22 protein-coding genes and 1 pseudogene are annotated in these 19,443 nt (G+C 70.2%); 19 read left to right on the forward strand and 4 right to left on the reverse strand.

The annotated features are described in order from the left end of the window. Window positions 1-19 precede the first annotated feature (19 nt). Window positions 20-1,594: a signal recognition particle protein gene (gene ffh / locus E6R62_RS11995; protein WP_136213348.1), complete on the forward strand. Its 1,575-nt coding sequence runs from the start codon at window positions 20-22 to the stop codon at window positions 1,592-1,594. A 177-nt stretch (window positions 1,595-1,771) separates the two neighbouring features. Then, window positions 1,772-3,742, forward strand: a complete 1,971-nt coding sequence (gene ftsH, locus E6R62_RS12000) for an ATP-dependent zinc metalloprotease FtsH (RefSeq protein WP_136213349.1) — start codon at window positions 1,772-1,774, stop codon at window positions 3,740-3,742. Here ftsH and E6R62_RS12005 read toward each other — a convergent pair. After that, entirely contained in the window at window positions 3,739-4,425 is a 687-nt protein-coding gene (locus tag E6R62_RS12005) for a methyltransferase type 11 (protein ID WP_136213350.1), read from the reverse strand. The genes ftsH and E6R62_RS12005 overlap by 4 nt on opposite strands. A 132-nt stretch (window positions 4,426-4,557) precedes the next feature. Here E6R62_RS12005 and proS point away from each other — a divergent pair, with 132 nt between their 5' ends. The 17 genes and pseudogenes from proS (at window position 4,558) to E6R62_RS12090 (ending at window position 16,789) form a co-directional block, all read left to right on the forward strand. Further along, window positions 4,558-5,970: a proline--tRNA ligase gene (gene proS, locus E6R62_RS12010; RefSeq protein ID WP_136213351.1), complete on the forward strand. Its 1,413-nt coding sequence runs from the start codon at window positions 4,558-4,560 to the stop codon at window positions 5,968-5,970. 223 nt (window positions 5,971-6,193) lie between these two features. Next, a complete protein-coding gene (locus E6R62_RS12015) occupies window positions 6,194-6,793 on the forward strand; it encodes a hypothetical protein (protein ID WP_136213352.1) in 600 nt (199 codons plus the stop codon). A gap of 313 nt (window positions 6,794-7,106) precedes the next feature. Beyond that, entirely contained in the window at window positions 7,107-7,547 is a 441-nt protein-coding gene (gene rpsP / locus E6R62_RS12020; protein WP_136213353.1) for a 30S ribosomal protein S16, read from the forward strand. A 2-nt stretch (window positions 7,548-7,549) separates the two neighbouring features. Beyond that, window positions 7,550-7,789 carry an RNA-binding protein gene (locus E6R62_RS12025; RefSeq protein ID WP_030011889.1) on the forward strand — a complete coding sequence of 80 codons (240 nt, stop codon included), beginning with the start codon at window positions 7,550-7,552 and terminating at the stop codon, window positions 7,787-7,789. Window positions 7,790-7,869: 80 nt separating this feature from the next. Further along, complete coding sequence (gene rimM / locus E6R62_RS12030; protein ID WP_136213354.1) at window positions 7,870-8,469, forward strand: ribosome maturation factor RimM; 600 nt, start codon at window positions 7,870-7,872, stop codon at window positions 8,467-8,469. After that, on the forward strand, window positions 8,469-9,290 hold the full coding sequence (gene trmD / locus E6R62_RS12035; protein ID WP_136213355.1) for a tRNA (guanosine(37)-N1)-methyltransferase TrmD: 822 nt from the start codon (window positions 8,469-8,471) through the stop codon (window positions 9,288-9,290). The genes rimM and trmD overlap by 1 nt, the downstream gene beginning before the upstream one ends. Window positions 9,291-9,423: 133 nt before the next feature. Next, window positions 9,424-9,774: a 50S ribosomal protein L19 gene (gene rplS, locus E6R62_RS12040; protein WP_136213356.1), complete on the forward strand. Its 351-nt coding sequence runs from the start codon at window positions 9,424-9,426 to the stop codon at window positions 9,772-9,774. Between the two features lie 43 nt (window positions 9,775-9,817). After that, a complete protein-coding gene (lepB, locus tag E6R62_RS12045) occupies window positions 9,818-10,540 on the forward strand; it encodes a signal peptidase I (protein ID WP_136213357.1) in 723 nt (240 codons plus the stop codon). Further along, a complete protein-coding gene (gene lepB / locus E6R62_RS12050) occupies window positions 10,533-11,411 on the forward strand; it encodes a signal peptidase I (protein WP_136213358.1) in 879 nt (292 codons plus the stop codon). The genes lepB (E6R62_RS12045) and lepB (E6R62_RS12050) overlap by 8 nt, the downstream gene beginning before the upstream one ends. Window positions 11,412-11,524: 113 nt before the next feature. Next, window positions 11,525-12,421 carry a signal peptidase I gene (gene lepB, locus E6R62_RS12055; protein WP_136213507.1) on the forward strand — a complete coding sequence of 299 codons (897 nt, stop codon included), beginning with the start codon at window positions 11,525-11,527 and terminating at the stop codon, window positions 12,419-12,421. 43 nt (window positions 12,422-12,464) lie between these two features. Beyond that, entirely contained in the window at window positions 12,465-13,262 is a 798-nt protein-coding gene (gene lepB / locus E6R62_RS12060) for a signal peptidase I (protein WP_136213359.1), read from the forward strand. Then, window positions 13,252-13,743, forward strand: coding sequence for an NUDIX hydrolase (locus E6R62_RS12065; RefSeq protein ID WP_136213360.1), 492 nt, complete (start codon window positions 13,252-13,254; stop codon window positions 13,741-13,743). The genes lepB (E6R62_RS12060) and E6R62_RS12065 overlap by 11 nt, the downstream gene beginning before the upstream one ends. Window positions 13,744-13,798: 55 nt before the next feature. Then, window positions 13,799-14,107 carry a DUF2469 domain-containing protein gene (locus E6R62_RS12070; RefSeq protein WP_006139554.1) on the forward strand — a complete coding sequence of 103 codons (309 nt, stop codon included), beginning with the start codon at window positions 13,799-13,801 and terminating at the stop codon, window positions 14,105-14,107. Window positions 14,108-14,243: 136 nt separating this feature from the next. Further along, window positions 14,244-14,630 (forward strand): YraN family protein, encoded by a 387-nt coding sequence (locus tag E6R62_RS12075; protein WP_136213361.1) that lies wholly within the window; start codon window positions 14,244-14,246, stop codon window positions 14,628-14,630. Further along, window positions 14,630-14,881: pseudogene (locus E6R62_RS12080) on the forward strand (magnesium chelatase domain-containing protein); the annotation flags it as partial. The gene E6R62_RS12075 and the pseudogene E6R62_RS12080, both read left to right, overlap by 1 nt. A gap of 41 nt (window positions 14,882-14,922) precedes the next feature. Further along, window positions 14,923-16,374: a recombinase family protein gene (locus E6R62_RS12085; RefSeq protein WP_136213362.1), complete on the forward strand. Its 1,452-nt coding sequence runs from the start codon at window positions 14,923-14,925 to the stop codon at window positions 16,372-16,374. A gap of 205 nt (window positions 16,375-16,579) precedes the next feature. Continuing rightward, on the forward strand, window positions 16,580-16,789 hold the full coding sequence (locus tag E6R62_RS12090) for a helix-turn-helix domain-containing protein (RefSeq protein ID WP_240801622.1): 210 nt from the start codon (window positions 16,580-16,582) through the stop codon (window positions 16,787-16,789). Window positions 16,790-16,934: 145 nt separating this feature from the next. On the opposite strand, the gene tgmC is transcribed toward E6R62_RS12090, so the two are convergent. From tgmC to tgmA, 3 genes are read right to left on the reverse strand one after another with little or no spacing between them, the layout of a single operon-like run. After that, window positions 16,935-18,101 carry an ATP-grasp peptide maturase system methyltransferase gene (gene tgmC, locus E6R62_RS12095; protein ID WP_136213364.1) on the reverse strand — a complete coding sequence of 389 codons (1,167 nt, stop codon included), beginning with the start codon at window positions 18,099-18,101 and terminating at the stop codon, window positions 16,935-16,937. Further along, complete coding sequence (gene tgmB / locus E6R62_RS12100; RefSeq protein WP_136213365.1) at window positions 18,094-19,065, reverse strand: ATP-grasp ribosomal peptide maturase; 972 nt, start codon at window positions 19,063-19,065, stop codon at window positions 18,094-18,096. Before tgmB ends, tgmC begins: the two co-directional genes overlap by 8 nt. Then, entirely contained in the window at window positions 19,065-19,328 is a 264-nt protein-coding gene (gene tgmA / locus E6R62_RS12105; protein WP_136213366.1) for a putative ATP-grasp-modified RiPP, read from the reverse strand. The genes tgmB and tgmA overlap by 1 nt, the downstream gene beginning before the upstream one ends. Window positions 19,329-19,443 lie beyond the last annotated feature (115 nt).

Raw genomic sequence — 19,443 nt, forward strand, 5'->3', positions numbered from 1 at the left:
CCGAGGAATCGCGACCACCGTGTTCGATACGCTTTCCGACCGCCTCAGCGCGACCTTCAAGTCCCTCCGGGGCAAAGGTCGCCTCTCCGAGCAGGACATCGACGCTGCGGCGCGGGAAATCCGTATCGCCCTCCTCGAGGCCGACGTCGCGCTCCCCGTCGTCCGTTCCTTCATCGCGAACGTCAAGGAACGCGCGCGCGGCGAAGAGGTCAGCAGGGCCCTGAACCCCGGCCAGCAGGTCCTCAAGATCGTCAACGACGAGCTCGTCTCGATCCTCGGTGGCGAGACCCGGCGCCTGCGCTTCGCCAAGACCGCGCCCACCGTCATCATGCTCGCCGGCCTCCAGGGTGCCGGTAAGACCACCCTGGCCGGAAAGCTCGGCCTGTGGCTCAAGGGGCAGGGCCACGCCCCGCTCCTCGTCGCGTGCGACCTCCAGCGCCCCAACGCCGTCAACCAGCTCAGCGTCGTCGCCGAGCGCGCGGGCGTGGCCGTCTACGCGCCGCAGCCCGGCAACGGCGTCGGCGACCCGGTCCAGGTCGCCAAGGACTCCATCGAGTACGCCCGCACCAAGCAGTACGACATCGTCATCGTCGACACCGCCGGTCGCCTCGGCATCGACCAGGAGCTGATGCGGCAGGCCGCGGACATCCGCGACGCCGTCAGCCCCGACGAGATCCTCTTCGTCGTCGACGCGATGATCGGCCAGGACGCGGTCAACACCGCCGAGGCCTTCCGCGACGGCGTCGGCTTCGACGGCGTCGTGCTCTCCAAGCTCGACGGCGACGCCCGGGGCGGTGCCGCGCTCTCCATCGCGCACGTCACCGGCAAGCAGATCATGTTCGCCTCGAACGGTGAGAAGCTCGACGAGTTCGACGCCTTCCACCCCGACCGCATGGCGGGCCGGATCCTCGACATGGGTGACATGCTCACCCTCATCGAGCAGGCCGAGAAGACCTTCTCGCAGGCCGAGGCCGAGAAGATGGCGGCCAAGCTGGCGAAGGGCCCCAAGGAGTTCACGCTCGACGACTTCCTGGCCCAGATGGAGCAGGTCCGCAAGATGGGCTCCATCTCCAAGCTGCTCGGCATGCTGCCCGGCATGGGGCAGATCAAGGACCAGATCAACAACATCGACGAGCGCGACGTCGACCGCACGGCCGCGATCATCAAGTCGATGACCCCGGCCGAGCGCCAGGACCCCCACATCATCAACGGCTCGCGCCGTGCCCGTATCGCCAAGGGTTCCGGCGTCGAGGTCAGCGCCGTCAAGAACCTCGTCGAGCGGTTCTTCGACGCCCGCAAGATGATGTCCCGCATGGCCCAGGGCGGCGGGATGCCGGGCATGCCCGGCATCCCCGGGATGGGTGGCGGCCCCGGCCGGCAGAAGAAGCAGGTCAAGCAGGCCAAGGGCAAGCGCAAGAGCGGCAACCCGATGAAGCGCAGGGAAGAGGAGGCCGCGGCGGCGGCCCGGCGCGAGCAGGGGCCGCAGGTCGTCGAGCCGGCGGCCGGCGGCAACCCGTTCGGGTTGCCCGCGGGCGGGGCGCAGCCCGGCCAGGACTTCGACCTTCCGGACGAGTTCAAGAAGTTCATGAAGTGACGACGGTTCGCGGGTAGCGGCGGCGCGGTGCGCGTGGCGTCGTGTGGAGGGGCCCTGGCCGGCCCGGAGTGACCAGCCGGCCGGGGCCCTCCGTCGTTCCCGGCCAGCGGCTTCTCGGGGGGCAATGGTCCGGTATCTCCCCTATGGTCGGCCGGGAGGACGGCAGAAGGAGGCCCCGTGCCCAGCCCCACCCCCGCACCGCCCCGCGACCGGGCCGACACCCCCTGGCGTTCCGAGGGCGCGCCGCCGACCCCGCCGCCGAGGAAGAGGATGGCCGGCGGCTGGCGCGGGCTGGTCCTCGTCGCCCTGATCGTCTTCCTGATCGCCAACCTCGTGTTGTCGTTCTTCAACGAGGGCGACGAGCCGACGGTCTCCTACACCGAGTTCAGCAAGCAGGTCGCGGCCGGCAACGTCTCGAAGATCTACTCCAAGGGCGACGCCATCCAGGGCGAGCTCAAGGCGAAGGCGCCGAAGCCGGACGGCGGCAAGGGCGACTACACCAAGTTCGTCACCCAGCGCCCGGCCTTCGCCGACGACGACCTGTGGGCCAACCTCACCAAGCACCAGGTGACGGTGACCGCCTCGCCCGTCGTCGTCCAGCGCAGCTTCCTGGCCAACCTCCTCCTCTCGCTCGCGCCGATGCTGCTGCTGGTCGTCTTGTGGGTGGTCATCGCCCGCCGGATGGGGTCGGCCATGGGCGGGGGCCTCGGCGGTCTGGGCCGCAAGGCGCCGCCGAAACCGGTGGAACTGGAGGCGGGCGCCAAGCGCACCACCTTCGAGGACGTGGCGGGCATCGACGAGGTGCAGGGCGAGCTCGACGACGTCGTCGACTTCCTGAAGAACCCGCAGGCGTACCGGAGGATGGGAGCCCGCATGCCCGGCGGGGTCCTCCTCGCCGGTCTCCCCGGAACCGGCAAGACCCTCCTCGCCCGCGCCGTCGCCGGAGAGGCCGGGGTTCCCTTCTTCTCGGCCTCCGCCTCCGAGTTCATCGAGATGATCGTCGGCGTCGGCGCGTCGCGCGTCCGAGAACTCTTCGCCGAGGCGCGCAAGGTCGCGCCCGCCATCATCTTCATCGACGAGATCGACACCATCGGACGGGTGCGCGGCGCGGGCGGCGGAATCGGCGGCCACGACGAACGCGAACAGACGCTGAACCAGATCCTCACCGAGATGGACGGCTTCTCCGGCTCCGAGGGCGTGGTCGTCCTCGCCGCCACCAACCGCGCGGACGTCCTGGACCCCGCGCTGACCCGGCCGGGGCGCTTCGACCGCCTGGTGCAGGTCTCGCCGCCCGACAAGAGCGGCCGCGAGGCGATCCTGCGCATCCACACCCGCGAGATCCCCCTGGCGGACGGCGTGGACCTGGGCCGGGTCGCCGCCACGACACCGGGCATGACGGGCGCCGAACTGGCCAACCTGGCCAACGAGGCCGCCCTGCTGGCGGTCAAGCGGGGGCAGTCGCAGGTCACCCAGGCCGATCTCTCCGAGGCCCTGGAGAAGGTCCAGCTCGGCGCCGAACGCCCGCTCGTCATGCCGCCGGAGGAACGGCGCCGCACGGCCTACCACGAGAGCGGCCACGCCCTGCTCGGCATGCTCCAGCCCGGCGCCGACCCGGTCCGCAAGATCACCATCGTCCCGCGCGGCCGGGCGCTCGGCGTGACCCTCTCCACCCCGGACGCCGACCGCTACGCCTACACGGAGGAGTACCTGCGCGGGCGCATCATCGGCGCGCTCGGCGGCATGGCGGCCGAACACGTCGTGTACGACCTGATCACCACGGGCGCCGAGAACGACCTCGAACAGGTCACCAACCTCGTCCGGGGCATGGTCGGCCGGTGGGGCATGAGCGAACGCGTCGGCCGGCTGACCGCGATCCCGTCCGACGGCCAGGGCGCGTACGGCCTCTCCGCCGCCCCCGCGACGCTCGACGCCGTCGACGCCGAGATGCGACGGATCGTCGACGAGTGCTACGCGGAGGCCTGTCGCCTGCTCCGGGAGCACCGCTCACAGCTCGACGACCTCGCCGAAGCCCTGCTCGCCGCCGAAACCCTCGACGAGGCCGCCGCCTACGCCGCCGCCGGCATCCCGCGCCTGTCGAAGCAGCCGCCCGGCACGGAACCCGGCCCGACCGGCCCGGACACGCCCTAGGCGGACCGGCGGACGCGGGCGATCACGTAGCGGAAGATGTTCGGCAGCCACACGGAGCCGTCCGGCCGCTCGTACGGGTGAAGCGCCTCGGTCAGCTCCTTCTCCACCTGGGCCGGGTCGGAGGCGGACTCGTACAGCCCCGTCGAGAGCAGGCCCCGTACGGCGCTGTCCACGTCCGCGTAGCCGAACGGGCAGAACACCCGCCCGGACCCGTCCGGTACCAGCCCCGCTCCCGTCACCAACGCGTCCAGGTCCCGCGGCGAGGGGCCGCCGCCCGACACCGCGGGGACCGTGCACCGTTCCGCCGGCCCCCAGTCCGCCAGGACCACCGCCCCACCCCGGCGGACCGCCGGAAGGGCGGCGGCCAGGGTCTCGCGGCCGGGCGAGAACGCCAGCAGGACGTCGTACGGCCGCGCGGTGGACGGCGGGTCCGGCCGCACCTCCAAAAGCCGTTCCCGGGCCAGCGCGCGCCGCGCCGCGTCCGCCTCCACACCGGTCACGGCGGCCCCGCGCCGCTGCGCCAGCAGGAGGGCCAGCCCGGCTCCGCACCCCAGGCCGAGCAGCCGGGCGCCGGGCCCGACCTCCAGCCGGTCGTAGACCGCCTCGTACAGCGGTACCAGCATCCGTTCCTGGATCTCCGCCCAGTCCCGGGCGACGAGCGTCGTCGTCGGCGTCGATGTCATCTGAAAGAGCGCTCCTGATTCCGTGTCGCCCCCTGGCCCCCGTTGCCAGGGAACTCCCCATCGGCCCCCGCGTCCAGAGGAGTGCGCCACCCGATTCACGCATCCGACGCCCGGCGCCGTACCATTCGCGCCATGGCAAAGGCACCCGTTCTCACCCCCCAGGCGGAGGATTTCCCCCGCTGGTACCAGGATCTGATCAACAAGGCCGAGCTGGCCGACAACGGTCCGGTACGCGGCACCATGGTCATCCGGCCGTACGGCTACGGGCTGTGGGAGCGGATGCAGCAGGAGATGGACGCGCGCATCAAGGACGCGGGCGCCCAGAACGCGTACTTCCCGCTGTTCATCCCGCAGTCCTACCTGACGAAGGAAGCCGAGCACGTCGAGGGCTTCGCCCCCGAGCTCGCCGTCGTCACGCACGGCGGCGGCAAGGAGCTGGAAGAGCCGGTCGTCGTCCGGCCCACCTCCGAGACGATCATCAACGACTACTTCTCCAAGTGGGTCCAGAGCTACCGGGACCTGCCCCTGCTGATCAACCAGTGGGCCAACGTGGTCCGCTGGGAGATGCGCCCGCGCGTGTTCCTCCGTACGAGCGAGTTCCTCTGGCAGGAGGGCCACACCGCCCACGCCACCTACGAGGACGCCCGCGAGTACGCGGCGCGCATCCACCGGGACGTGTACGGCGACTTCATGACGAACGTGCTCGGCATCGACGTCGTACTCGGTCGCAAGACGGCCAAGGAGCGCTTCGCCGGCGCCATCAACACCCTCACGCTGGAGGGGATGATGGGCGACGGCAAGGCCCTCCAGCTCGGCACCAGCCACGAGCTGGGCACCAACTTCGCCAAGGCCTTCAACACGCAGTACCTGTCGAAGGAAGGCAAGCAGGAGCTCGTCTGGCAGACCTCCTGGGGCGTCTCCACCCGCATGGTCGGCGGCCTGATCATGTCCCACGGCGACGACAACGGCCTGCGGGTGCCGCCGCGCCTCGCGCACGTCCAGGTCGTCGTCATGGCGATCAAGGGTGACGAGGCCGTGGCCGAGGTCCGCGAGCTGGGGGCCCGGTTGAAGGCCGCCGGAATCAGGGTCCACGTCGACGACCGCGTGGACACCCCCTTCGGGCGCCGCGCCGTGGACTGGGAGCTCAAGGGCGTACCCGTGCGCGTCGAGATCGGCCCGCGCGACCTGGAGAACGGCACCGCGATGCTGGCCCGCCGCATCCCCGGCGGCAAGGAGGCCGTGCAGATCTCCGCGCTGGCCGACCTGCTGCCCAAGGTGCTGGAGGAGGACCAGGCGCAGCTGCTGCGCGAGTCCCGCGAGCGCCGTGAGGCCCGTACCTCCGATGTCGCGACGATCGAGGAGGCCGCCGAGGCCGCCGTCGCCGGCGGCTGGGCGCGCATCCCGTGGGCCGATCTGGGCCCCGAGGGCGAGGCGAAGCTGGCCGAGCAGGCCGTCTCCGTGCGTTGCCTGATCGCCGAGGACGGCTCCGTCCCGGAGGCGGACGACGCCCCCGGTACCCTCGCCATCGTGGCGCGCTCGTACTGATCGCGCCGCTGATCGGCCCCGCTGATCGCGGACACGCCCCGGCGTGCGGCTCCTGTCGCGCGCCGGGGCGGTCTTTCATTGGTCCCCGTTACGTACCGACTCCTCCGGGGATATGCGCACCCGTCCTCGTCGGGACGCATCAGACTGAACTGACTGGTACGTGCAAAAAATTTGGAATGGCCCGGAATCGGAACACCGGGGCACCTCGGCTCGTTGTCACGACGTGAGCACGACACCACCTGTTCTCGCCGCAGAGCTGGCGCAGGCGTGGGCCGATATTCAGCGGTACCACCCCGAGCTGCCTGACCTTGCCGCGCCCGAGTCCCTGATCGGAGAGTCGTCGTCCGCCTGTGGCGCCGAGCTCTCCTTCGAGCGACTGCTGCACGAGGCAGTCCACGGCATCGCCGCCGCCCGTGGAGTCCGCGACACCTCGCGGGCCGGCCGCTACCACAACCGCAGATTCCTCGCGATCGCCGAGGAGATGGGGCTGGACCATTCCGAGGAGCCGCATGCCAGCAGCGGGTTCTCCCTGGTCTCGCTCAGTCCCGAGGCGAAGAAGCGCTACCGCCCCACCATGGAGCGGCTGCAGCGCGCCCTCAAGGCGCACACGGTCGCCACGGCCGCCGACACCAAGCGCAGCTTCCGCGGGCCGGCCGCCCGGCACGGCTCCTCCGGCGGAGGCGTGCGGGTCAAGGCGGTCTGCGACTGCGGGCGCAACGTGCGGGTCGTCCCGTCGGTCCTGGCCCAGGCGCCCATCGTCTGCGGTGGCTGCATGAAGCCGTTCCGCATCCCCGAGGTGGCCGTCTCGGCCGCCGCGTCCTGAGTCGCGTCCGCGATCGCGCGGGTCGTCGTGCCGCCGGTTCGCGGTGCCCGGGGGCGCGAACCGGACGGCGGTCGCCCTGCCGTCCGGGCGGTGGCGGGCCCGTGGTGTCCGGCGTCCCGCTCCCACCGGTGCTTCGGGCCGCCCCTACCGGCTGAGCGCGCCGCGGGCGTGTGGCACAATGGCTAGCTGTACTCGACAGTCGCACAGGACCCCTCTCTCCTCCGGCTGACGCGTCCATCGGGCACCCGAGTACCGCAACCCCACGTGGCATCTCATGTGCCCAACCACGTCAAGTTCAGGAGACACCACTCCAGTGGCAGTCAAGATCAAGCTCAAGCGTCTCGGCAAGATTCGCCAGCCGCACTACCGCATCATCGTCGCCGACGCCCGCACCCGCCGGGACGGTCGCGCGATCGAGGAGATCGGTATCTACCAGCCGACCTACAACCCGTCGCGCATCGAGGTCAACGCCGAGCGTGCGCAGTACTGGCTGTCCGTCGGCGCCCAGCCCACCGAGGCTGTGCTCGCCATCCTGAAGCTGACCGGTGACTGGCAGGCCCACAAGGGTCTCCCCGCCCCCGCGCCGCTGCTGCAGCCGGAGACGAAGGAGAGCAAGCGTCGCTCCTTCGACGAGTTCGCCAAGGCCCTCGAGGGCATCGGCGAGGGCAAGGGCGAGGCCATCACCCAGAAGGCGAAGAAGGCCGACAAGAAGGCGGACGAGGCTGAGGCCGCCGCCGAGTCGACCGAGGCCTGATCATGCTCGAGGAGGCTCTTGAGCACCTCGTGAAGGGCATTGTGGACAACCCCGACGAAGTGCAGGTCGCCTCGCGCAACCTGCGCCGCGGACAGGTGCTCGAGGTCCGGGTCCACCCGGACGATCTCGGGAAGGTGATCGGCCGTAACGGCCGCACCGCACGTGCGCTGCGTACCGTCGTGGGCGCCATCGGCGGTCGGGGGATCCGCGTCGACCTCGTCGACGTGGACCAGGTCCGCTGAAGAGTTGAACCACCGGCACGGGCCGGGGAGGGCGAATGCGCCCGCCCCGGCCCGTCGTCGTCTGAACAGGAGACTTAGAAGTGCAGCTGGTAGTCGCGCGGATCGGCCGCGCCCACGGGATCAAGGGCGAGGTCACCGTCGAGGTGCGGACCGACGAGCCCGAACTGCGGCTCTCGCCCGGAGCGGTGCTCATGACGGAGCCGGCGTCGGCGGGCCCGCTGACCATCGAGACGGGGCGGGTGCACAGCGGACGGCTGCTGCTGCGCTTCGCGGGAGTGAAGGACCGCACCGGCGCCGAGGCGCTGCGCAACACCCTGCTGATCGCGGAAGTGGACCCGACGGAGCTGCCCGAGGAGCCCGACGAGTACTACGACCACCAGCTGATGGACCTGGACGTGGTGCTGGAGGACGGTACGGAGATCGGCCGGATCACCGAGATCTCCCACCTGCCCTCGCAGGACCTGTTCATCGTGGAGCGGCCCGACGGCACCGAGGTGATGATCCCGTTCGTCGAGGAGATCGTCGCGGAGATCGACCTGGAGGAGCAGCGCTGCGTCATCACGCCGCCGCCCGGTCTGATCGAGGAACGGGCCGCCGTCGACGAAGCCGACGCCGAGGGGGGCGAGTCCACCGGTGACGCCGGAGCCGCCCGGGACGAGGCCGCCGGGGACGACGCCTGATGCGTCTCGACGTCGTCACGATCTTCCCCGAGTACCTGGAGCCGCTGAACGTCTCCCTCGTCGGGAAGGCGCGGGCGCGCGGACAGCTCGACGTGCACGTCCACGACCTGCGGGACTGGACCCACGACCGCCACAACACGGTCGACGACACCCCCTACGGCGGGGGTCCCGGCATGGTCATGAAGACCGAGCCGTGGGGCGAGGCCCTGGACGCGGCGCTCGCCGACGGGTACGAGGCCGGTGCCCACGGGCCGGTCCTGGTCGTGCCCACGCCCAGCGGTCGCCCGTTCACCCAGGAACTGGCCGTCGAACTGTCCGAGCGGCCGTGGCTGATCTTCACGCCGGCCCGCTACGAGGGCATCGACCGCCGCGTGATGGACGAGTACGCGACCCGGATGCCGGTGTACGAGGTGTCCATCGGCGACTACGTCCTGGCGGGCGGCGAGGCGGCCGTACTCGTCGTCACCGAGGCGGTGGCCCGGCTGCTGCCGGGGGTGCTCGGCAACGCCGAGTCGCACCGGGACGACTCCTTCGCCCCGGGCGAGATGGCGAACCTGCTGGAAGGGCCCGTCTACACGAAGCCGCCGCGGTGGCGCGGCCGGGACATCCCCGAGGTCCTGCTCAGTGGGCACCATGGGAAGATCGCCCGGTGGCGGCGGGACGAGGCCTTCCGCAGGACGGCGCGCAACCGCCCCGACCTGATCGAGCGCTGCGAGGCCTCCGCCTTCGACAAGAAGGACCGGGAGATCTTGAGCCTCCTGGGCTGGAAGCCGACCCCCGACGGCCGATTTTGGCGTAGGCCGCAGGGCGTGGAAGAATAGGCGGCTGTTGTGTGCTCGCGTACGCCCCTGCCACAGGGGGACCGTCGTCCGCGAGAGGGCGCAGCTCCCGAATTCTCTACGGAAATCCGCACCGACGGCCTGTGGCGTCGTGCGAAGAAAGCAGACGAAGAACATGTCTCACCTGCTCGATGGCGTCAACGCCGCCTCGATCCGCTCCGACGTCCCGGCCTTCCGCCCGGGTGACACGATCAACGTGCACGTCCGCGTCATCGAGGGCAACCGCTCCCGTATCCAGCAGTTCAAGGGTGTTGTCATCCGTCGCCAGGGCTCTGGCGTCTCCGAGACCTTCACCGTTCGCAAGGTCTCCTTCAGCGTCGGTGTCGAGCGCACCTTCCCGGTGAACTCCCCGATCTTCGAGAAGATCGAGGTCGTCACCCGCGGTGACGTGCGTCGCGCCAAGCTCTACTTCCTCCGTGAGCTCCGCGGCAAGGCCGCGAAGATCAAGGAGAAGCGCGACCGCTGATCTCCTCTCCGGGTCCGGGGGGCGGCCGGATAGGCTCCCCCCGATGGACACCGAAGCAGAGCTCACACAGCGCGGCCGCTCTTCCCCCGGCGAGGGGGAGGGGCGGCCGCGTCGTGCGTTGGTCCGGCGGGGGCTGACCTGGCGTCGGGCGGGACTGCTGGGGCTGATCTGCACGGTCTTCGTGCTGCTGCTCGGCAACTTCGTCGTACAGCCCTTCCTGATCCCGAGCCGGTCGATGGAGCCGACGCTCCGGGTCGGGGACCGGGTGCTGGTCAACAAGCTGGCGTACCGTTTCGGCGACCGGCCGAAACGCGGCGACGTGGTCGTCTTCGACGGCACGGGCTCCTTCGTCCCCGAGGGACCGCAAGGCGATCCGGTGGGCGGGGCCCTGCACGACGCGGCCTCGGTGCTCGGGCTCGCGGAGCCGTCCGACACGGACTTCGTGAAGCGGGTCGTGGGCGTCGGCGGCGACGACGTGGTGTGCGACGAGAACGGCCGGATGCGGGTCAACGGGGTACCGGTGGACGAGCCGTACCTGTACCCCGGCGACACGTCCTCGAAGGTGCCCTTCCGCATCGTCGTACCGCTTGGGACCCTGTGGGTCATGGGTGATCACCGGTCACAGTCGCGGGACTCCCGGGACCACTTGGGCGAGCCCGGCGGGGGGATGGTGCCGGTGGACAAGGTGATCGGGCGGGCCGATTGGATCGGCTGGCCCTTCTCGCGCCTGGGCGCGACGGGGAGCGCGGGGGGCGGACATGGGTAGCCGGGGGCGGCCGAGAGGACGGCGGGGCCCTGAGCGGGCCCCCGAGCCGGAGCCGGAGCCCGAAGCGGCGCAGGCGCCGCCACAGGCCCAGCCCGAGGGCGGCCGGGCCGAGCGGCGCCGGCTGGCACGCAGGGTCCGGCGGCGCAGACGGACCCGCAGGGCGGGGGAGCTGCCGCTGCTGGTGGTGGTCGCGCTGTGCATCGCCCTGCTCCTGAAGACCTTCCTCGTACAGGCCTTCTTCATCCCGTCGGGCTCCATGGAGCAGACGATCAGGATCGGCGACCGGGTCCTGGTCGACAAACTCACGCCCTGGTTCGGCTCCAAGGTCGAGCGGGGCGACGTCGTCGTGTTCAAGGACCCGGGCGGCTGGCTCAGGGGCGAGGCGGCCCGGCCGGCCAAGGACCCCGTCGTCGTCAAGCAGATCAAACAGACCATGACCTTCATCGGGTTGCTGCCCTCGGCGGACGAGCAGGACCTGATCAAGCGGGTCATCGGCGTCGGCGGGGACGACGTCGCGTGCTGTGACGCGCGGGGGCGGATCACCGTCAACGGGACGCCGCTGGATGAGCCGTACGTGAACCCGGGCAACGCCCCGTCGGAGATCCGTTTCGAGGTGAAGGTGCCGCGCGGGCGGCTCTTCGTGATGGGGGACCACCGGGCCAACTCGGCCGACTCCCGCTACCACCTCGACGAGGGGTTCCAGGGCACGATCGACGAGAACGGAGTGGTGGGACGGGCCGTGGTGATCGCCTGGCCCTACGGCCACTGGCGCGAACTGGAACAGCCCGCGACCTTCCGCACGGTGCCCGATCAGGCACGGCGCGGGCGGCGCGGACGCGGCGGACGGCGTCGGGCCGCGCGGTTCGCATAGTGTGTCCTCGGTCTCCCGCGCCTTAGGGAACTCCCGCTCGTTAAGGGAGGGGAGGGCCCGCGTCCGTACCGGAGCGGGCGGCGAATCCGAGTGAGGGAGTGGATGTGGGGGATGTGGCGGTAGGCGCGCGGTCCGGACGCGACGAGGGTGACGAGCGGCCGGAGGACGGCGTCGAGAGCGAGACCGAGGACGGCGGTGCCGGGGCACGCCCCCAACGCTCGTTCTGGAAGGAGCTGCCGCTCCTCGTCGGCATCGCCCTGCTGCTGGCCCTGCTGATCAAGACCTTCCTGGTGCAGGCGTTCTCGATCCCGTCGGAATCGATGCAGAACACCCTCCAGCGCGGCGACCGGGTGCTGGTGGACAAGCTGACCCCGTGGTTCGGCTCGGAGCCCGAGCGCGGTGAGGTGGTGGTCTTCCACGACCCCGCCAACTGGCTCGCCGGCGAGGCCACTCCGGAGCCGAACTTCGCGCAGAAGGCCCTCAGCTGGATCGGTCTGATGCCGTCCGCCGAGGAGAAGGACCTGATCAAGCGGACGATCGCCATCGGCGGTGACACCGTCGAGTGCAAGCGCGGCGGACCGGTCGTCGTCAACGGCAAGCCGCTGGACGAGCCGTACATCTTCCCCGGCAACACCGCTTGCGACGACGCCCCGTTCGGTCCGATCACCGTTCCCAAGGGCAAGATCTGGGTGATGGGCGACCACCGGCAGAACTCGCAGGACTCCCGCTACCACATGCAGGACTCGACCCAGGGCTTCGTGCCGGTCAAGGACGTGGTCGGTCGGGCCGTGGTCGTCGCGTGGCCCGTCACCCGCTGGGCCACCCTCCCGATCCCGGACACCTTCGACCAGCCGGGCATCGGCAACCAGGCCAAGGCCGCGGCCCTCGGCCTCGACGCCTCGGGACTGGCGCCGGTCGGCCTCGCGCCGGCGGCCCTGGGGCTCACCGGCGCGGTTCCGGTGGTCCTGTGGCGCAGGCGGAAGCCGGCCGGCAGCCGTACCGCCGGGTAGGGTGCCGCCCAGGTCGACGATCCCGGAGTGTGGGGGCGCTGCAATGGGCGGAACACGAACAAGCGGTACACAGGTCATACGTGGTGGCGGTGGCCGCGGCGGTCTCGGCAGCGTCTTGTCGGGAATCGCCGTGGCCATCGGCTTCGTGCTCTTCCTCGGCGGTTTCGTCTGGGGCGCGCTGACGTACCAGCCCTACACGGTGCCGACCGACTCGATGGTGCCGACCGTGCGGCCCGGAGACCGGGTCCTCGCGCAACGGATCGACGGCGACCGGGTGCGCCGTGGTGACGTGGTCGTCTTCACCGACTCGGTGTGGAGCGACTCGCCCATGGTCAAGCGGGTGGTCGCGGTCGGCGGCGACACCGTGAAGTGCTGTGGCGCGGGCGGAAGGCTCACCGTGAACGGCAAGGAGCTGGACGAGCCCTACCTCGACGACTCCCATGTCACCCCGCTGGATCCGACGACGGTCCCGGTGCCCGGCGGCGCCTCCGACACCACCTTCGAGGTGAAGGTCCCCCAGGGCAACCTCTTCCTGCTCGGGGACCACCGGGCGGCCTCGCTGGACTCCCGGGCCCACCTCCAGGAGAGCGGGCAGGGCACGGTGGCCCGCTCGGCGGTCAGCGCCCGGGTGGACGCGCTGGCATGGCCGTCGATGTCGATGGTGGAGCGACCCCGCGCGTACGCCGCGCTCCCCGGCGGGATCTCCGAGCCGGGGCCCCTGCGGCTCCAGCTCGCCGCGGTCGTGGCCGGGGCGGCCCTGGTAGTGCTGGGGGCCGCCTACGGGCCCGTCACGCGGGTGCTGGGACGCGGGCGCCGGCGGGAGCGCGGCGATGGCCGCTGACGAGGTCCGCAAGGTGTCCCGGGTCATCCTCCTGGACCCGCGGGACCGCATCCTGCTGCTGCACGGCTTCGAGCCGGACGACCCGGCGAACGACTGGTGGTTCACCCCGGGCGGCGGGGTCGAGGGCGAAGAGACGCGCGCGGAGGCCGCGCTGCGGGAACTCGCGGAGGAGACCGGCATCACGGACGTGGAGCTGGGACCGGTGCTGTGGCAGCGGTACTGCGCCTTTCCCTTCGACGGGCGGCGCTGGGAGCAGGACGAGTGGTACTTCCTCGCCCGCACGACCAGCACCGCGACCGTGACGACCGGCTTCACGGAGCTGGAGCGGCGCACCGTCACGGGAGCGAGGTGGTGGACCTCCGAGGAACTTCTCTCGGCACATGAGACGGTGTACCCGACCAGACTCGCCGGGTTGCTCCGTACGCTGCTCGACGACGGTCCTCCGGGTGTGCCGGTGGTCCTGGCCCCGGAAATCGTTTAGGGGCGCGGGGCGCCGGCGCACAATAGGGGGACGCACGGCTGAAGGGGAACATGCCATGAGTGCCGAGGACCTCGAGAAGTACGAGACCGAGATGGAGCTGAAGCTCTATCGGGAGTACCGCGACGTCGTCGGTCTGTTCAAGTACGTGATCGAGACGGAACGCCGTTTCTACCTCACCAACGACTACGAGATGCAGGTGCACTCGGTCCAGGGGGAGGTCTTCTTCGAGGTCACCATGGCCGACGCGTGGGTCTGGGACATGTACCGTCCGGCCCGCTTCGTGAAGCAGGTGCGCGTGCTGACCTTCAAGGACGTGAACATCGAGGAGCTCAACAAGAGCGACCTCGAACTTCCCGGGAGCTGAGCCGCCCGAAGAGACGCGCCCGAAGACCCGGTCTCACCCGCGAGGGTGACCGGGTTTTCCACAACGCCATGGTTGTCCACCAAGATCCACACGGGGGGCGGGGGCGCGGGATCGTCGGTGCCGGAGGTGGTGCCGGATGAACGCGAAGAGCGTGGCGCAGCAGGCATTGGGCCGGTACGGCGAGGAACTCGCGGTACGGCGGCTCACCGAGTCCGGGATGATGGTGATCGCCCGGAACTGGCGGTGCCGGAGCGGGGAGATCGACATCGTCGCGCGGGACGGGGACTGTCTCGTCGTGTGCGAGGTGAAGACCCGCAGGGCGGGAACCGCCGGGCAGGCGGTGTTCGAGCATCCGATGGCCGCCGTCCGGGCCGGCAAGGCCGAGCGGTTGCGCCGGCTCGCCGGGCGCTGGCTCGCCGATCACGGAGGGCCGCCGCCGGGCGGAGTGCGGATCGACCTCGTCGGAATCCTGCTGCCGCGGCGCGGCGCGCCCGTGGTGGAGCATGTCAGGGGGGCGGCCTGATGGGGTTCGCGCGGGCCTGCTCGGTGGCCCTGGTGGGGGTCGAGGGCGTGGTCGTGGAGGTCCAGGCCGACCTGGAACCCGGCGTGGCGGCCTTCACCCTGGTGGGCCTGCCCGACAAGACCCTGGTCGAGAGCAGGGACCGGGTGCGGGCCGCCGTGGTCAACTCCGGCGCCGCCTGGCCGCAGAAGAAGCTCACGGTCGGACTCAGCCCGGCCTCCGTGCCCAAAGGGGGCTCCGGCTTCGATCTAGCAAAGGCCTACAAAAGACAGCCTTAAAGTGCCAGCATGGCGCCATGGAGCCTCAAATCGTGGATGCCGCGGGACGCCGCGTCGTCCGCTGCTACCTCTACGCGCGCATCAGTTCAGACAGGGAAGGCGCCGGCCTCGCCTGCGACAGGCAAATCGAGGACGGCTACGCCCTGGCCGAACAGTTGACCAACCGCGACGTCGAATACCGCATCGTGGAAGTATTCGAGGACAACGACCTGTCGGCCTACTCCGGCAAGCCGCGACCGGACTACATTCGGATGCTCGAAGGGCTGCGGGCAGGAGGCGCCGAATGCATCCTCGCCTGGCACACCGACCGTCTCCACCGCTCGCCCGCCGAACTGGAGGAGTACATCGACGTCTGTGAGCCACGCCGCGTCGAAACCCGGACAGTCAAGGCCGGCCACCTCGACCTCGCCACCGCGACCGGCCGCATGATCGCCCGACAGCTCGGCGTACAGGCCCGCTATGAAGTCGAACGCATGGTCGAGAGACAAAAGCGTGCCCGAGACCAGATGGCGCAGATGGGGAAGCACTTCGGCGGCCGTCGCCCATTCGGGTGGGAGATCGACGGCCTCCGCCCCGTCGAGGCAGAGATGGAGTGCATCCGTCACGCAGCCCGAAGCATCCTCGCCGGCGCCTCGCTCATGTCGCTCCAGCGCGAGTGGCAGGCCCAGGGCATCGTGACCAGCACTGGCGGCGAGTGGAAAGCCACCGAGATCCGCAAAATGCTGCTGCGACCCCGAAACGCCGGGATCGTCATCCACCGCGGCGTTGAAGTCGGCCCCGGCCGCTGGCCCGCCGCCCTGGACGAGCCCACCTGGCGGAGCGTCGTGGCAGTGCTCACCGATCCCAGCCGCCGAAGCGGGCCCGGCGGGGCTCGCGTGGCGCTGGGGACAGGCATCTACCTGTGCGGCGTATGCGGCGAGACCCTGTACGCGGCCACCGACTCGAAGGGCGACAGGGCCAAGTACAAGGGGGGCGCGCCGAACTACCGATGTCGAGCCAAGAAACACATCATCCGCCGCCGAGAGCGGCTCGATGACCTAGTGCAGCTCGCCGTCCTGGAACGGCTTTCGCGGCCGGATGCGGCTGATCTACTGGCCGACAGAGAGGACCCGGTAGACGTCCGGGGGGCCCAGGAGGACATGAGGCAAGCGCGGCTGACCCTGGACGGCCTGGCGGGCGCCCTGGGGCGGGGAGAGCTGGACATGCGCTCGTGGCAACTCGCCTCGGAGGCTGCTCGCCGGCGGATCGCTGACGCCGAAACGGTCCTATCCGCTGCGGTGAAACTGAACCCAGTTGCCGCCCTCGTCGGGGTGGAAGACGTCGAGGAGGCGTGGAATGCCCTCGACCTGTCCCGGCAGCGCGCCGTGATCTCGTATCTGATGACGGTGACAGTCCACCGGGCGCGGCCGGGTAGGCAGCCGGGCGGCGGGTACTGGGACCCCGACGCGGTGACGATCTCGTGGAGGTAGAGCTACGCCCCCGACGCGTCCGCCGGGGGCGTAGCCAGCCGCTCCCGCCGCCTGGGGGGCAGGGCAGGGAGGGCCGTTCTTGGGGGGCTTGGCGCTGGTGCCCTGATTTCGCTTGATCACGCAATGTAGGGTGCACCCTACATACATTCGAGGGTGATCCCGTCAGCGTGGTTCGGTGCCCCGCTCCGCGTCTTTACCCGCTCACGTGCTGGCCAGGCGCCGGCGAGTCGCCCAGCAGATTCGAGCGGCTCGTCTGGAGCGGAACCTCACCCAAGAGCGTGTCGCGCTGGCCGCCGGCCTGGACCGGGCCTCGTATGTGCGGATCGAGCAGGGGCAGGCCTCGCCGCTCCTGGACACCCTGATCCTCGTCGCCGATGCGATTGGTGTCCCGCTCGCACATCTGGTGCGCGAGTAGTCAGGCTAAGCGGAAGCGGCGCTTCATCTGTGACATGAGCACACCGTACGGTGAGAATCGGCTACAGGGAACCAGCCAATTTGTACAATGCATCGAAGTCGAGTCGGGCTCAAGCGGTGCTCCAGCGCTGGCCGGGGCCGGCTGGTCAGTAAAGCGGGTGCTGCCATCGAAGGGTTGTGGAGTCGCCGATCCAGTAGCTGTGGGAGCGCTCTGTCACGCGGAGTTGAACCTCGGTGATACCGGGCTGGCCTGCGTCGCGCCACCCGCACAGCGCCCGCTCCACGTCGTCCCACAGGGCGACGGGGCCGCCCTGGCGTGCGACCCACTCGTCGCCGTTCTGCTTAAGTTCGGCGAATGACTCGCGGTCCGGGTCGAAGAGGTAGACGAGGGCCGCGCCGTCGCCGGTCCGGGCCCGCAGGACTTGGGCTGTTGGGGCAGCCAGGTGGGCCAGGAAGGCCGGCATGGGCTCATCGAGGTCGGTCGGGGCGGTAACGGCGTGCCGCTCGGTTTTGGGGTACGCCACGCGGGACGACAGGTCACCGGCGATCGGGGTGACGGCTTGGGAGCGTGCCTGCATGAAGTTGGCGTGGGAGACGAACCGGCCTTCGGCCGTGCCGTCGTCGTTCACGGTGACCTTGGCGAGGCCGGTCCCGGTGAGCAGTGATCCGATGGTGGCGAGGATGATCCCGCCGGGGCGTGTCTGTCGCACCCACGTGTAGGGGATGCGTCGAACACCGCAGGTGGCGATCACCCTGTCGTAGGGGGCGCGCCGCGGCAGTCCGAGCAGCCCGTCCCCGGTGACGGTCCAGGTGGAGTACCCGATCGCTTCCAGGGCTGTGTCCGCGCGTGCGGCGACATCCGGATCGACCTCGATCGTGGTGACGTTGTCCTCACCCAGGCGGTGGCACATCAGCGCAGTGGAGTAGCCGGTCCCGGTGCCGATCTCCAGCACACGGTGCCCGTCTTCGACCTCCAGTTCCTCGATCATCTCCAGTACCAGTTGGGGCACTGTGGAGGATGAGGTCGGGATGCCTGACACCGGGCCCGCGGCCTGGTCGGAGGTGAGGTGCCCGTCGAGCTGCGTGACGAGGGACTCGTCGGCGTAGGCGATCTCGGCCCACTCCGCGGGGTCCGTGCTGGCGGCGGTCACCGGTCGCCAGAGTCCGACCCCGGCGGACAGGAAGACGCCGGAACTCAAGAACTGTTCACGGGGAACGGCCTCGACCGCCTTCCGCCATGCGGGCGCCCGGACTGCGCCGGCGGCTTCGAGTCGATCGGCGAGTGCCTGCCGCTGGGAGCTGGTGTCAATCACGGGTGCTTCCTCCTTGAGTGAGCAGATCGGCGAAGGCGGCCGCCATAGGGAGCCCAGTGTTCTCCTCCAGCCAGCCCCACTGACCGTTCGGGTTCAGTTCCAGGAACCAGTACGTTCCAGCGCGGTCGACCGCGAGGTCAAAGCTCCCGGACACGAGGTCGAAGGCGTCGAGGAAGGCGCATAGAGCTGTTTCTAGGGGGGTGGGGAGGCTGATGACCGAGTACGTCAGGGCAGAGTAGTCCCGTCGCCAGTCCAGGAGATCGGACTCGATGCGCACGGCGAAGACCTGGTGGCCCACGATCAGGACCCGGACGTCGTGCGCCTTCTCCACCCGCTCCTGGAAGAGGTGCGGGACGACTCGGACCCGGTCATCGATCTCGTCTGCGGTGACCTGCTCCGCCCACGACACCACGGGGACGCCGTCTCGCTGGTAGGACGTCGAGCGCAGCGACTTGTGGATCACGGCAGGGTGAGCGGCGACGAACGCGCGTGCCTCGTTCGGGTCGTTGGTGATGAGGGTCTGGGGGATAGCCAACCTCAGCCGGTGTGCGAGGGCCAACTGGTGCGGCTTGTAGTCCGCTTCGGCGTTTCTCAGTGGGTGGTTTACCCACAGCGGGCGATCGAGGGCGTGCAGGATGCCGCCTAGCCCGTACCGCGTCTGGGCGGCGGCGAACCGGGCGTCATCGGGGCTGAGGTCGGGGAAGGTCGGCCAGGTTGGCCGGCGCCAGTACACGGCCCGGACGTGCTCCAGGTAGGCATCTCGTGACGGCGTGAGCAGCCGCCCGACCATAGGGGTCGGGCGGCCGCCGTACCGAGCCGAGACCGTGAGACCGTCGCCGATGTCGGCGGGGTTGAACCTGACCACTGGCACGCCGCGCCGGTTGAGTTCGCTGATGACCATGTCCGCGGTGACGTCGTCAGCCTCGGTGGCCACCAGAACGGGCCCCATCTCGGTCGTACGCATCAGTCCTGCTGACTGTCCTGGTCGCTGCCCTGGTCGCCGGTCCCCTGACCCCCGTCGGGACTGGTCGAGGTCGTCGTCCCCGTGCCGCTGCTGGTGCCGTGCTGGCCCATCTCGACCACTCGGCCGTGCCGGTCGCGGCGGATTCCGAGCTGGGTGTCGGGGTCGATCGTGACGGAGGCGTGCGGGAGCTGCACGGTGGACGTGTAGGGGCTGAGCCGGCTGCTGCCCCACGGGGCGACAGGCGCAAAGGAGGTGGCGGACATGAGACTCCCATCGGTTGATGAACCCGATCCCGGGCGGGACCGGGAGTCAGTGGGTGCCGACGACGATCACGGCGAGGATGCCGAGCACGATCACGACGTACAGGAACTGGCGGGC

The sequence above is a fragment of the Streptomyces sp. A1136 genome (assembly GCF_004795055.1).
GTDB lineage: Bacteria > Actinomycetota > Actinomycetes > Streptomycetales > Streptomycetaceae > Streptomyces.

What these genes read in the sequence shown, in the direction of transcription:
- E6R62_RS12005 (WP_136213350.1), bottom strand. Translation starts at nt 4,425, where the DNA reads ATGACATCGACGCCGACGACGACGCTCGTCGCCCGGGACTGGGCGGAG.
- proS (WP_136213351.1), top strand. Translation starts at nt 4,558, where the DNA reads ATGGCAAAGGCACCCGTTCTCACCCCCCAGGCGGAGGATTTCCCCCGC.
- E6R62_RS12025 (WP_030011889.1), top strand. Translation starts at nt 7,550, where the DNA reads ATGCTCGAGGAGGCTCTTGAGCACCTCGTGAAGGGCATTGTGGACAAC.
- trmD (WP_136213355.1), top strand. Translation starts at nt 8,469, where the DNA reads ATGCGTCTCGACGTCGTCACGATCTTCCCCGAGTACCTGGAGCCGCTG.
- rplS (WP_136213356.1), top strand. Translation starts at nt 9,424, where the DNA reads ATGTCTCACCTGCTCGATGGCGTCAACGCCGCCTCGATCCGCTCCGAC.
- lepB (WP_136213357.1), top strand. Translation starts at nt 9,818, where the DNA reads ATGGACACCGAAGCAGAGCTCACACAGCGCGGCCGCTCTTCCCCCGGC.
- lepB (WP_136213358.1), top strand. Translation starts at nt 10,533, where the DNA reads ATGGGTAGCCGGGGGCGGCCGAGAGGACGGCGGGGCCCTGAGCGGGCC.
- lepB (WP_136213359.1), top strand. Translation starts at nt 12,465, where the DNA reads ATGGGCGGAACACGAACAAGCGGTACACAGGTCATACGTGGTGGCGGT.
- E6R62_RS12065 (WP_136213360.1), top strand. Translation starts at nt 13,252, where the DNA reads ATGGCCGCTGACGAGGTCCGCAAGGTGTCCCGGGTCATCCTCCTGGAC.
- E6R62_RS12070 (WP_006139554.1), top strand. Translation starts at nt 13,799, where the DNA reads ATGAGTGCCGAGGACCTCGAGAAGTACGAGACCGAGATGGAGCTGAAG.
- E6R62_RS12075 (WP_136213361.1), top strand. Translation starts at nt 14,244, where the DNA reads ATGAACGCGAAGAGCGTGGCGCAGCAGGCATTGGGCCGGTACGGCGAG.
- E6R62_RS12085 (WP_136213362.1), top strand. Translation starts at nt 14,923, where the DNA reads ATGGAGCCTCAAATCGTGGATGCCGCGGGACGCCGCGTCGTCCGCTGC.
- tgmB (WP_136213365.1), bottom strand. Translation starts at nt 19,065, where the DNA reads ATGCGTACGACCGAGATGGGGCCCGTTCTGGTGGCCACCGAGGCTGAC.
- tgmA (WP_136213366.1), bottom strand. Translation starts at nt 19,328, where the DNA reads ATGTCCGCCACCTCCTTTGCGCCTGTCGCCCCGTGGGGCAGCAGCCGG.